Origin of the sequence: Oleiagrimonas soli (assembly GCF_000761445.1) — a bacterium.
Classification (GTDB): domain Bacteria; phylum Pseudomonadota; class Gammaproteobacteria; order Xanthomonadales; family Rhodanobacteraceae; genus Oleiagrimonas; species Oleiagrimonas soli.
In genome coordinates this window covers 608780-620859 of the sequence record NZ_KN196470.1, presented here as the reverse complement: position 1 = coordinate 620859, position 12080 = coordinate 608780, and the positions used below count along the sequence as shown (strand labels likewise).

Below are 12080 nucleotides of genomic sequence, written 5' to 3'. Positions count from 1 at the left end.
GGTCCAGCGCCGCGGATACGCGGCACGCATCTGCACCATCATGCATGGATTTCCGACACCGGGCGGCCGTTCATAGGCGTTTTTGCGGGCGCGCGCGCTTCACCGGCGAGCATGAAGACGCACGGCACACGGAACGCCGATGCAGCCCGTTCAAGCAACAGGCTGCATCGCGTCACGCATCGCACACTGCTGCTAGGCCGCCACGCGTTCCAGCTTTTCGAGCGCCTCGGCCGGCAGCTCGAGATCGGCCGCGGCGAGGTTCTCGTGCAGATGCGCGACGGAGGACGTCCCCGGAATCAGCAGGATGTTCGGCGCGCGCTGCAGCAGCCAGGCCAGCGCCACCTGTCGCGGCGTGGCGCCGAGCTCTTCGGCCACCTGCGACAACGCGGCGGACTGCAGCGGCGAGAAACCGCCCAGCGGGAAGAACGGTACGTACGCGATGCCTTGCGCCGCCAGTGCGTCGACCAGCGCATCGTCCTCGCGGTGCGCGATGTTGTAGTGGTTTTGCACGCAGACGATCTCGGTCAGCGTGCGCGCTTCGGCCACCTGCGTCGCGGTCACGTTGCTGAGGCCGATATGCCGCACCAGCCCCTGCTGGTGCAGTTCGATCAGCACCTGCAAGGGTTCCTCGATCGAGCCCTCGGCAGGACCGTGCGTGTCGAACATGATGCGCAGGTTGACCACGTCCAGCGCGTCGACGCCGAGGTTGCGCAGGTTGTCGTGCACCGCCTGCGTCAGCGCCTCGCGCGAGAACGCCGGCTGCCAGGACGCATCCTCGCCGCGGCGCGCGCCGATCTTGGTGACCAGCGTCAGGTTCTCCGGATACGGGTGCAACGCCTCGCGGATCAGCTGATTGGTGACGTGCGGCCCGTAGAAGTCGCTGGTGTCGATGTGATCGACGCCGGCCTCGATCGCCGCGCGCAGCACCGCCAGCGCCGCATCGCGATCCTTCGGCGGTCCGAACACGCCGGGGCCCGCCAGCTGCATGGCGCCGTAGCCGATGCGCTTCACGCGCTGCGCGCCGAGCGCGTAGGTCTCGCTTCGTTCGATGGAATGCATGCGCTCTCCTTCTTGCCTGTTTGCGTTCCACCACTGTATGAAGGATGCTTCAGTTTTTGAATTCGCATTCCACCCGCATGCAGAAAGCCGCCCTCAAGCCTCGCAAACAGCCGGCTCAGGACCGTTCGACCGCCACGGTCGAGGCGCTGCACACCGCCGCGATTCAGGTTTTGACGCGCGAAGGCCTGCGCCGCTGCACGACCACGCGCATCGCCGAGCGCGCCGGCGCTTCGGTCGGCACGCTGTACCAGTACTACCCGAACCGCGATGCCCTGCTCGCGGCCGTGCTCGCCCGCCACCTCGAACACGTCGCCGAGGTCGTCGAGCAGGCCTGCGCGACGCACCGCCAGCGACCCGTCGCCGAGATGGCTCGCGGGCTGGTCGTCGCCTTCCTGGCCGAGAAGTTGCGCAACCCCGGGGAATCCCGGGCGCTGTACGCCGTCGCCGCCGAACGCGGCGGTCCCGCACTGGTCATGCGCATGCACGCACGCATGACGGCGGCCATCGCGGCGATGCTGAGCAGCGCCACCGATGCACGCTTCGACGATGCGACCGTGGTCGCCAGCATCACGCTCAACGCGCTCACCGGCCCCGTGCGCAACGTGCTCGAAGGTCGCGCGCCACGCGGGTTCGAAACCGAGCTCGAAACCCAGCTCGTGCTGCTGGCCACCGCCTACCTGCAAGCGCACCGTCCGAAGCGCCGAGCCGCGACGAAACGCTGAGCCACGACAGCGGAAGACGTATTCCCGTCCGCGCAAGACACGATGAACCGGCGCACGAAACACCACCGCCATCGATGGCCGGGCGTGCGCGCAGGCGTATCGCTGCGTGCCGCGAAAGGAACTGCAGGCACCGCGATGCGGTCCGTGTTCCTGACGCCTTTGTCGCAGGAAGCCACCGGTTCATGGATGCACGCAGAACACGTGCCGGGCAGCAACGCCACTTCTCGTTCCGCCGCGCTGTCATCTTCGGCTGCGTGGTATTCGCGCACGGTCTGCTCGGCCTGCTCCTGCTCGCACCGGCTACCCCACGCATGGCCGGCTCGACCGCGCGTTCGCGCTCAGAGACCGACGACGCCGGCCTGATTCTGATCTTCCTCGACCGACGCACGCGCCATACGCGTACATCGACGCGTCATGCACGCCTTCGCCAGCCCACGCCTCGCTCCTCGCTGCACACGACACGGCGCGCCGAATCTCCACGGCACGCCATCGCTGCAGCAACACATGTCAGCGCGATGAACGCTGCTGCGCCGGTCCTTCGGCTCGACCTGCCCACATCGCGTTCTGCGTCGGGACCGGTATCGCATCAGGTCCCGCGCTACATCGCCGGCGGCCGCGCGTTCCAGCAGGGGCTGCGCGAAGCAAAGCGACGCGCGCAGCGCACCTACCTGCCCGACGACACCGTCCCCGGCGCGCCGCACTTCGCGATGCGCGACCCGCGTACCGAAGGCGTGGCCGGCGTAATGCGGCTCATCCAGCATCATCTCATCGGCGTGGCCGATCCAGCCTGCGTGGAAGCGGGCACCGCCGTCGCCATGTCGAAGCAGCAGCAGGCCGAACGTCACATCGACATGGATGCCGTGGCGAAGACCATTTTCGAGCACCACTGCGTGATGCAGCCGCACTCCTGGCTCGCGCCCGACGGCCCGGCCGTGCATCTGACGGCGCGTCCGCCGGGGCACGGCATGCAGTGACGCGACCGCTCCGACGTGCGCGCGCGGTGCACCGTGCTTGCCTGGACGCTTTTCCGCGACCCGTCCGTCCGCCACCCCGCAGGCCATCCTCTCTGCGCGCGTTGCGTGCTGCTCCCCGGCGCGCGGTTTCCCTGCGGCCTAACCGACAGCGAGGCCGTTCATGCAGGCGGCTCACATGGATTTCGTACACGCGCCCGCCCTACAGCGCGTCTTCGCTGCGCAGCGGGCCATCCACGGCGCGCCGTCCGCCGAAAGCTGACGACAACGATCCCGCACAGCATCGCGCCGCGCGAGATCATGTCGATCCTGGTCAGGCCTGTCCCGGGTGCGCGCGACCGGCCTCCTGCACCGCGATCGCGCCTCGCCTCAGAGCTTGACCCAGACCCGGTTGTTGCGGATGCCGAACGAGATGCGCAGATCCCTCGGCTCGGTCGCTGCCGAGCCCTTCGCATCGACATAAAGCCACTGATGCGCGGCTTCCATGATCGCCTTGTCCACCTTCGGCACGCAGGTCGAATTGTCCTTGTCCACTTCCTGCACGCGTCCATGGACACCGACCGTCACCCACACGCTCATCTCGCACGCCTTGCGCAGATTGGCCGGCAGGATCGGCACCGGCGTGTATGCCCATGACCGTCCCGACGCGGTGCGCTGACGCGGCAGGTACATGCCATGCGCCTTGTCGCCAGCCATGTACAACACACGACCGCTCTTACCGTCGAACTGGATCGCCACGGGCCAACCATTGCCGTTGCCCGGCGGGAGCGGAAAGCTCACCGTGCCGATGCTGTCCGCCATGCACTTTGTGAAAGCGTTGTCCGGCAACGCATCCGGCGATTTCAACGCGCCATCCAGACGCATGACACCAAGCAGCGTGAACGTCTCCACCGCATCGCCGGCATGCTTGCTTGCGCACGCCTGTTCGAGGCGATGGATCGACCCCGCATTCACGGATTTCTGCAGTTCGGTCGAATACGCCGACTGCGGCGGCGTCGCACTCGTCTTCTTGATCTGAACGACCAGCGCGTCGAAGTCATCCGCCGCCGGGGCCGCCGTCGCGGCAGTCACCTGCAGCATCGCAGCGCCCATGACAATTACCGCAAGGCATGTATGCCATTTCATGTCCCCTTCCCCCTGATTACAGCAAAAGCGTAAACCCTGTCCCTCACTCCGTACCGTCATCCATACGCCCCATCCCTCGCATGAGGCGCTACCAGACTACCTCAGATGGGCGCGGATCGATCAATCGGGATGTTGGGAAACGCCGGGGACGCGCGGATGTCCCGATCCCGCGACCCGCCATGACGCTGGCGATATCGGTTCACCGGACGCGCGGCCGCCGCGAGAGCGCTTTCTCACGTGCCTGTCGAACCCTGTCCGCGCACGCCACGCCACCGCGTCGACGACCATCATGATCAAGACAGCCGGTCCCATTAGCTGCACGCCGAACGCCAACCGGACTCGAACCGAAGGGCTTCATGACCTTGGGTCGAATGGACGAACACACGAGCACCGGCCATCCGCAGCGAGCGCAGGACGAGCGGACCTTCCACATACAGAAAGCATGCAAACCTGCGGATCATGCGCGCGCCGTCTCGACCTCACGCGGCATCCGCATCATGACCCGAGCGACGTGCTCATCAGCACGCAAAGCGCCAGCACCGCCAGAGCAGTCCACGCGCCAACGGCGAACATCCTGTCGCGCGCACCTTGGCCGCCGGCACGGAACGCGGGACCGCTATTTGTTGTGCTTGTTGATCGACGCGGTCAGGCCCGCGCTCGGCTTCATGCCCGAATACTGCGTGCGCGGAGCGATGCCGTGCTCCTTGCGCAGCGAGTTCTCGGTGATTCCCTGCGGCGCCTTCAGCAGGCCGACCGTCTCGAATTCCTCGATTTGGGTCATCAACTGCTTGCGCTTGGGTATGTGATCCAGGTTGTTGGTATCGACCGCCAGCCCCTTCTGATTGCGCAGCGCATGAACCAGTTCATGACCGAGGCCGATGAACGCCGGACGCGCATCGTCGGACCGCTTGATATCCGGGTTGTAGTGCACGGTGCTCGCCTCGCCGAAACCTAACGACTCGTGCTTGAGCGGACGCTCCCGGAACCCCAGGAAGCCCTGCGGCTTGGCCGTGTTGCCCTTCTTTTCCTCGCGCATGCGCGCGTCGCCGATCATGACCGTGGAGTGGAAGTCGATCAGCGACCTGTTTTCACCCGCATTGAGCTGGGTCAGCAACGACTTGCCCTGCGGCTGGCTGTCGAGCGTATGCAGCGCGCGACGGGTATCGACCATGAAATCGGTGAATCCGTGATTGCTCTGCCCCCGCTTGCGCATCAGGCTGAGATGGTCGTAACCGGACATGGCCGGCATCAGTCCGACCTTGCGCAGCTTCCCCTTCTGCTGCGTCAGCTCCTGTCCGGTGAGCTTGGCGAGACCGAAACTCGGGTGAATCGGCTGGACGCCGAGCTTCATGTGCTTGCCACGCGCGACTTCCGCGTAACTCATCACCTGCCGGGGTTTCCATGGATTGGACATTGCACACCTCCCTGCATACAACCATCGAACATCCAGATGCTCTGTTCGCAGTATCACCTCGGCCCGTCGGCGGATCAACTGGTGCGACAAAGTCCCCGGTGACGAGCAAGATTTTCGACGCGACGTTTGACAAGAGCACGATCACAACGCCGTAGGACAAGCCTACATGGCCAGTTCCAACAGGTGCAAAGCTCCTGCGCTCACCCAGAGCGTCTTCCGCTTGTCTCAAACATCGACGCGCACGGTCTCCGAAACCAATCCTTGTCGCTAAACAAGGATCCTGTAGCCGCTTCTATGCAGCCTCCGAAAACACGCCAGAAGAGATGGCCTCAACGTCCTTCCTTGCTTATCCGGCGATTCAGCCGCGCCAGTTCGCGTGGGCTTGCCAGAACGCCACGCTGCGACGGTACTCTTCGCGATCCAGCGGCACGCCCGAACCGCCTTCCTCGACGCCGACCGCGTTGCGCATCATGGTGATCGGCGCCATCGGGGTCTCGGTCGGCTCCATGGTGTAGAGACAGCCGACCACGCCCCAGTCCGCCTCGATCGGTGAACCTTCTTTCGCGAGCTGCTCGGCGCTGTACAGAATCGGCAGCAGATAGCGCGCCACGGGCGGATCGACACCCTCGAACCAACGCACCAGCACCGGCAGTTCATCCGTCGAACGCGCCTCGTAGGCCGAGCGCAGCAAGTGACGATTGGCGTCGGTGATCGGCACCGCCATGCAGCGGGTCGACGTCCAGTTGCGATGCACGTGCAGACGACAGAAGGGCGCGTACCCCTCCAGCACTTCAAGCGGCGTTTCCTCGTTGAGACGCTGCTCGAACGCTTCGGCGGTGCAATCCTGGATGGTGTTGCGACGTGACGCAACGGGGAACAGACGAGTGCGCGCGAACGGGGTGAGGACGATGGACATGAGCCGTCATTCGGAAAACCAATCGCAAGGGTAGCGTGGCGGGCTTTCCCTTGCCCGACTCATCCCGCCCGCCACCGTCCGGTCTGCATGCCTTACGCGCCTGCGATCCAGCTCAGGTCGTGCTGACATCCCTGGCCACGGTCGTGAAGAAAACGACCTGCCCCAGAAACAGTGCAACGAGCCATGCGTAGACGCTGTCCGCCGAAAACCACGTTCTGTAGATCGCCAGCAGGTGCACCAGCATGAATGCCACCCAGAGCACGGAGACGCCGCGCGCAACCGCCTTGGACCGGCCTCTGTTGAAGTGAAGAATGCCGAAGCCGCCCGGCAAATACAGAAAGATCACGCCAAACAGGAAGGCAACCGTAGCCGCGATTTTCAACAAGATGACCAACCCGCATCCCCCAACGATACCTTGCGGCCCACTCAACCGAAGTCGGCAACACACCGGATGATCTTCACACCGTAGTGAATCTTGACATGGCCGGGTCGAACGATTCGACCTGCTCGGCCAGCTCCGAGCCCGGCTCCATGAGCTCGAAGTCCTCGTACTCGAACCCCGGCCCCACCGAGCAACCGACCATCACCGAATCCCCGATGGGTTCGGCCGCTTGCCACATGCCCGCTGGGACCACATGGCAATACGCGCCTGATGCATCCGAAAGCTCATGCCGCTGCGGCGGCGCATCCGAACCATCCCATGTGTACAGGTACAGCCCGGACCCGCGATACAGGTTCCAGACTTCATCCGACCGCACTTTGTGAAATCGGCTGACCTCGCCTTCGCCCAGCGCAAAATAGATATGCGTCAACGCGGACCGGGATCGGCCATCGGGCGCGACGACGGTCGCACGGGATTTGAAGACCTGCAGAAAGCGGCCGCCTTCCGGATGGTCGATGAAGTCTTCCGGCATCATCGCTTCAGGCAACCACCCTCAAGAAATATCCCTGACACCATTTTTTTCCCACTTTTTATGCACCGTCGCAAGAAATTGTCCCTGGCACCTTTTTTGCTTTCTTTTCTACGCAAACTTTGTGAAAACATTCAGGATCAAAATCTCGAGATGTGCGGCAACCACATTCTCAGCGATCTTTAGTGAGTTTGGATGACCGCAGCCATTCCTAAGCTTCAGCTGCTTCTCAAGTTCCTGTTTCACACTCTTGCCGATGATAGATAGCTTCTCAATTACCTGAATGAAGTCGTACTCCTTCATCCGCGCTAGATCATCTGTTGTTTTCGCATTTTTCCACTTCGCGTCACGCTGCAAAGCTACTGCATTGAAGGCCACTAGGTGATTGGCAAGTACGTGATCGTAAAGAAGAGCGACTGCACCGACCCAAGAGAGGACAACCGCCGAGCGGTAGAGGCGTCGCTCAAAACACTCAATCCCTTCTTCCACAAAAGCTTTGACGTCCGCATTCCCTATCTTCGGGAGATGAACGCGCAATGAGGCCGCTACAGTTGGCGCTGGACTCAGGGCGACGGGACCGACCAAACTCCCCACGTAAGAACGGCCATCTGTTGTGAGTTCCCATCCCTCCGGAACCCTGACCGCCTTGCCCTTAGAACGGCTTAACAGCGATGAGATGTTCCACTTTGCTGCGACCCGAAGACCGGCGGCGCTCGCAATTTCCTTCACCTGGGAAACAGTCTTGGCCGTGGCATTTTGCACTGCAAGGCACAACAATAGTTTGTCCGTATTGGAGAATACAGGCTTATGCAACAAATTCTTAAGCTGATTCTGCGCGAGCATTTACAGCTTTCCTTTAACTTTCCGTAGTTCCGAAGCACTCAGTGAATATGTGTCCTTGGCGATCTCTCGCAGCCTGTCCGCCTGAACCAACTGCTTCAAATATTTAGTCAGGTTTGCGGAGTATGATTTCTTATAGTACGAGGACGCATCCTGCATCTCCTTGAGAAGTTCCGCGCGACTTATCTTGTCCTTGCCTAGGACCAAAGTGATTCTCGATGCAGCCGCGACAATCAGGTCTGTTCCGCTTGAAGCGGACAGTTTCGCTGCGACGGTGTTTGTGGTACCTGTGAAACTTTCTTTTTCTACCTCCCTTCCCATATTGTCTCCGCTCTCTCCTTGCCCCCTGTCGTCATTGACTGATTCGCCGCTCTCGCGGTGCAGCTCCAGAACCCCTCTCAGCAGCTCTGGTAGCTCCTTCTTCAGGAACTCCTCTGAACCCTCGTATTCAACCTCGATGGCTCCCATTTTAATCCTGATCTTGCTATTCATCGGCCCATCCTTCCTGGCTTAGTCTGATGCACAACTAAAATTCAATTACAAACTGCAATGTAATCCTTCCACCTAATCCAAGGCAAACGCCCCACCCGATACACCAAGCCCCACTTCACCCAGTCACTTGCTGAATTCAGCACACCCCAAACCCGCACACTAATACGTCAATGCCTACCCCCCTTTAACACGCAAAAGGGCGGCATCACTGCCGCCCTTTTTTATCTTTTCAACTCACCGAAGCGCCCCTCACCCACACTTCGAATACCCACAATTCAAACAAGTCTGACAGTTGTCCATCAACACAAGCGCCTTGGTATTGCACTTGCTGCACAGACTCGCACTGGCCGGAAACGCCCCACCCTCGGCGCTCTCCGCAGACGCAGGCATATCGGTGTCTTCGGCGGTCTTCTGCCCGGCCTCGTAGGCCGCACGCTTCTCTTCCATCAGCGCACGCTGGCTGTCGCTGATTTCGGGGTCGTGGATCATGCCGATCATCTTCAGGTGCTGTTCGATGACCGAGCCGATCTCGGCGACGATGGACGGCATGTACACGCCACCGGTCTTGAAGTAGCCGCCGCGCGGGTCGAACACGGCCTTCATTTCCTCGACCAGGAAGGTGACGTCGCCACCCTTGCGGAACACCGCGGACATGATGCGGGTGAGCGCCACGATCCACTGGAAGTGGTCCATGTTCTTCGAGTTGATGAAGATCTCGAACGGGCGGCGCTGTTCGTGCGGCGTGTTCTTGTTGAGCACGATGTCGTTGATGGTGACGTACAGCGCGTGCTCGAACAGCGGCGACTTGATCTTGTAGGTGGAGCCGACCAGGACGTCCGGGCGCTCCACGCTTTCGTGCATCTGGATGACCTCGGCGCCGGCACTCTTCGGCTTGGCGGCGGCCTTGGGGGTCTCGGCGGGTTTATCGTCCGGCTTGACGACCTGGTAGCCCTTGATTTTCTTGTCGATCTTGATGGTCATGTCGGTTGTTCTCCTGACGCCCCTGCCGGAAAGATGCCCCGCTCCGGCGCGTGGCCGAAGCGGGTTCAGTTTCTGCGGTTCCGTGGCGGCAACCGCGTTGGCAGTGGGCTCGGTAGCCGCCGGTGGCGGCCGTCCCGGCGTCGGGTACGTGCCCGTCGCCTCGTTGTCGGCAGTCTTGCCGCTGCCTCGGCTTCCCTCTTGGGGAACGTCGAACTTTTTGTCGTCATCCCGGCGAACGCCGGAACCTAGTGACTGCTTGCGCCTGCGTGGTCCCAAAGGCACTGGGTCCCGGCTTTCGCCGGGATGACGAGCGTTTTTTTGTCAGAACTTGCCGTAGTAGCCTTCCTTGAGGGCGTCGAACAGGTTGGCGGCGGAATGGACTTCGCCGTCGTACTCGATTTCCTCGTTGCCCTTGGCTTCCACCACGGTGCCGTCTTCCAGCTCGAAGCGGTAGGTGGTGTTCTCCAGGTCCGATTCCTTGACCAGCACGCCCTGGAAGGCGGCCGGGTTGAAGCGGAACGTGGTGCAGCCCTTCAGGCCCTGCTTGTACGCGTAGACGTAGATGTCCTTGAAGTCTTCGTACGGGTATTCGGTCGGCACGTTGGCGGTCTTGGAGATGGACGAGTCCACCCACTTCTGCGCCGCGGCTTGCATGTCCACGTGCTCGGTCGGCGAGATGTCGTCGGCGGCCACGAAGTACTCCGGCAGGCGCGCCTTGGGATCGTCCGAGAACGGCATCGCGTCGGCGTTGATCAGCGCGCGGTAGGCCAGCAGCTCGAAGCTGTAGACGCTGACCTTTTCCTTGGTCTTGCGGCCTTCGCGGATGACGTTGCGCGAGTAGTGGTGCGCGAAGCTCGGTTCGATGCCGTTGCTGACGTTGTTGGCCAGGCTCAGGCTGATGGTGCCGGTCGGCGCGATCGAGGTGTGGTGGGTGAAGCGCGCGCCCTTTTCGGCGAGCTGGGCGACCAGTTCCGGCGCGACCTGCGCCACGCGCTGCATGTAGCGACTGTACTTGGCGTGCAGCACGGAACCGCGAATCTTGCCGCCGACGGTCCAGCCGTCCTTCGCCATTTCCGGGCGCTTGCGCAGCATCTCGGCGGTGACGGTGTATTCCTTGGACAGGACCGGAGCGACGCCCTTCTCGTCGGCCAGCTCCAGCGCGACTTCCCAGCCGGCCACGGCCATCTCGCGGGCGACGCGCTCGGTGAACTCGGCCGCTTCCTTGGAACCGTAGCGCTGCTTGAGCATGGTGATCGTGCTGCCCAGGCCCAGGAAGCCCATGCCGTGACGACGTTTGTCGGTGATTTCCTTGCGCTGCTGCTCGAGCGGCAGGCCGTTGATCTCGACCACGTTGTCGAGCATGCGGGTGAAGATCTTCACCACCTCGCGGTACTCGTCCCAGTCGAAGCGCGCCTTCGGGCCGAAGGCGTCGCGCACGAACATGGTCAGGTTGACCGAACCCAGCAGGCACGAACCGTACGGCGGCAGCGGCTGCTCGCCGCAGGGGTTGGTGGCGCGGATGTGCTCGCACCACCAGTTGTTGTTCATCTCGTTGACGCGGTCGATGAGGATGAAGCCCGGCTCGGCGTAGTCGTACGTCGAGACCATGATCATGTCCCACAGGTGACGCGCCTTGACGTGGCCGTAGATCTTGCAGGCCACCAGGCCGTCCTCGCGGTCGACGTAGTCGGCGTGCGTGGGCCACTCGCGCCACACCACCTGCGCCTCGTCGTTGAGGTCGACTTCGTGCTGTTCCTTGATGTGCACCGGAAACACCAGCGGCCAGTCGGCGTCGGCCTCGACCGCCTGCATGAAGCCGTCGGTGATCAGCAGCGACAGGTTGAACTGGCGCAGGCGCCCGTCCTCGCGCTTGGCGCGGATGAACTCGCGCACGTCCGGATGGCGCACGTCGAAGGTGCCCATCTGCGCGCCGCGGCGGCCGCCGGCGGAGGACACCGTGAAGCACATCTTGTCGTAGATATCCATGAACGACAGCGGGCCGGACGTGTAGGCGCCGGCGCCGGACACGTACGCGCCGCGCGGACGCAGCGTGGAAAATTCGTAGCCGATGCCGCAGCCGGCCTTCAGCGTCAGACCGGCCTCGTGCACCTTGTCGAGGATGTCGTCCATCGAGTCGGTGATGGTGCCCGACACGGTGCAGTTGATGGTCGAAGTCTTGGGCTTGTGCTCCTGCGCGCCGGCGTTGGAGGTGATGCGGCCGGCCGGGATCGCGCCGTGGCGCAGCGCCCACAGGAACTTCTCGTACCAGGTCTGCTTCAGCTCGTCGGTGGCTTCGACGTCGGACAGGGCGCGCGCGACGCGCTTCCAGGTGTCATCGACTTCCACGTCGACCGGTTCGCCGGTCTTGGTCTTGAGGCGGTATTTCTTGTCCCAGATGTCCTGGGACGCGGGCTGCAGCGGGATGGCGGTGACTTCGGTGTTCATGGCTGCTTTGCGTGCCGTGCTCATTCCGCTGCCCCTTGTCGTTTTGATGGTACGTGCATCGATCTGGCCTTCTGGTTCTGCTCCGCCGGCACGTGGACCGACGGCGAAAACGGTGTCGCTGCGCTCGCGACGACGAGCGCATGGACGAAATGCTGAGTTATTGCTGGCGAACCCTGGAAATCACTGCGCACTTCCCCCGTGGTC

Annotated in this window: 12 protein-coding genes; 2 read left to right on the top strand and 10 right to left on the bottom strand. The window is 62.7% G+C overall.

The annotated features are described in order from the left end of the window. Positions 1-192 precede the first annotated feature (192 nt). Entirely contained in the window at positions 193-1059 is an 867-nt protein-coding gene (locus tag LF63_RS02655) for an aldo/keto reductase family oxidoreductase (RefSeq protein WP_043099450.1), read from the bottom strand. Positions 1060-1136: 77 nt separating this feature from the next. On the opposite strand from LF63_RS02655, the gene LF63_RS02650 reads away from it, so the two are divergent. Next, positions 1137-1781, top strand: coding sequence for a TetR/AcrR family transcriptional regulator (locus LF63_RS02650; protein WP_052395157.1), 645 nt, complete (start codon positions 1137-1139; stop codon positions 1779-1781). Positions 1782-1963: 182 nt separating this feature from the next. Further along, positions 1964-2755 (top strand): hypothetical protein, encoded by a 792-nt coding sequence (locus tag LF63_RS02645; protein ID WP_043099448.1) that lies wholly within the window; start codon positions 1964-1966, stop codon positions 2753-2755. A gap of 366 nt (positions 2756-3121) precedes the next feature. On the opposite strand, the gene LF63_RS02640 is transcribed toward LF63_RS02645, so the two are convergent. From LF63_RS02640 to LF63_RS02600, 9 genes are all read right to left on the bottom strand, one after another. Continuing rightward, complete coding sequence (locus tag LF63_RS02640; RefSeq protein ID WP_152569226.1) at positions 3122-3877, bottom strand: hypothetical protein; 756 nt, start codon at positions 3875-3877, stop codon at positions 3122-3124. Between the two features lie 616 nt (positions 3878-4493). Beyond that, positions 4494-5291: a M91 family zinc metallopeptidase gene (locus LF63_RS02635; protein WP_081945056.1), complete on the bottom strand. Its 798-nt coding sequence runs from the start codon at positions 5289-5291 to the stop codon at positions 4494-4496. A 358-nt stretch (positions 5292-5649) separates the two neighbouring features. After that, positions 5650-6207: a DUF3228 family protein gene (locus LF63_RS02630; RefSeq protein WP_043099442.1), complete on the bottom strand. Its 558-nt coding sequence runs from the start codon at positions 6205-6207 to the stop codon at positions 5650-5652. Between the two features lie 112 nt (positions 6208-6319). Then, positions 6320-6601 carry a hypothetical protein gene (locus tag LF63_RS02625; RefSeq protein WP_043099440.1) on the bottom strand — a complete coding sequence of 94 codons (282 nt, stop codon included), beginning with the start codon at positions 6599-6601 and terminating at the stop codon, positions 6320-6322. Positions 6602-6665: 64 nt separating this feature from the next. Beyond that, positions 6666-7136: a cupin domain-containing protein gene (locus LF63_RS02620; RefSeq protein WP_200877527.1), complete on the bottom strand. Its 471-nt coding sequence runs from the start codon at positions 7134-7136 to the stop codon at positions 6666-6668. 93 nt (positions 7137-7229) lie between these two features. After that, complete coding sequence (locus tag LF63_RS02615) at positions 7230-7961, bottom strand: hypothetical protein (RefSeq protein WP_043099436.1); 732 nt, start codon at positions 7959-7961, stop codon at positions 7230-7232. Next, the gene (locus LF63_RS02610; protein WP_043099434.1) at positions 7962-8450 is read right to left on the bottom strand and encodes a hypothetical protein; all 489 of its coding nucleotides are present in this window, start codon (positions 8448-8450) and stop codon (positions 7962-7964) included. A 249-nt stretch (positions 8451-8699) separates the two neighbouring features. Then, positions 8700-9431 carry a TSCPD domain-containing protein gene (locus LF63_RS02605; RefSeq protein WP_043099432.1) on the bottom strand — a complete coding sequence of 244 codons (732 nt, stop codon included), beginning with the start codon at positions 9429-9431 and terminating at the stop codon, positions 8700-8702. A gap of 321 nt (positions 9432-9752) precedes the next feature. Further along, on the bottom strand, positions 9753-11876 hold the full coding sequence (locus LF63_RS02600) for an adenosylcobalamin-dependent ribonucleoside-diphosphate reductase (protein WP_425477031.1): 2124 nt from the start codon (positions 11874-11876) through the stop codon (positions 9753-9755). Positions 11877-12080: the final 204 nt, after the last annotated feature.

What these genes read in the sequence shown, in the direction of transcription:
- LF63_RS02605 (WP_043099432.1), bottom strand. Translation starts at nt 9,431, where the DNA reads ATGACCATCAAGATCGACAAGAAAATCAAGGGCTACCAGGTCGTCAAG.
- LF63_RS02655 (WP_043099450.1), bottom strand. Translation starts at nt 1,059, where the DNA reads ATGCATTCCATCGAACGAAGCGAGACCTACGCGCTCGGCGCGCAGCGC.
- LF63_RS02640 (WP_152569226.1), bottom strand. Translation starts at nt 3,877, where the DNA reads ATGAAATGGCATACATGCCTTGCGGTAATTGTCATGGGCGCTGCGATG.
- LF63_RS02635 (WP_081945056.1), bottom strand. Translation starts at nt 5,291, where the DNA reads ATGTCCAATCCATGGAAACCCCGGCAGGTGATGAGTTACGCGGAAGTC.
- LF63_RS02610 (WP_043099434.1), bottom strand. Translation starts at nt 8,450, where the DNA reads ATGAATAGCAAGATCAGGATTAAAATGGGAGCCATCGAGGTTGAATAC.
- LF63_RS02650 (WP_052395157.1), top strand. Translation starts at nt 1,137, where the DNA reads ATGCAGAAAGCCGCCCTCAAGCCTCGCAAACAGCCGGCTCAGGACCGT.
- LF63_RS02600 (WP_425477031.1), bottom strand. Translation starts at nt 11,876, where the DNA reads ATGAACACCGAAGTCACCGCCATCCCGCTGCAGCCCGCGTCCCAGGAC.
- LF63_RS02630 (WP_043099442.1), bottom strand. Translation starts at nt 6,207, where the DNA reads ATGTCCATCGTCCTCACCCCGTTCGCGCGCACTCGTCTGTTCCCCGTT.
- LF63_RS02615 (WP_043099436.1), bottom strand. Translation starts at nt 7,961, where the DNA reads ATGCTCGCGCAGAATCAGCTTAAGAATTTGTTGCATAAGCCTGTATTC.
- LF63_RS02645 (WP_043099448.1), top strand. Translation starts at nt 1,964, where the DNA reads ATGGATGCACGCAGAACACGTGCCGGGCAGCAACGCCACTTCTCGTTC.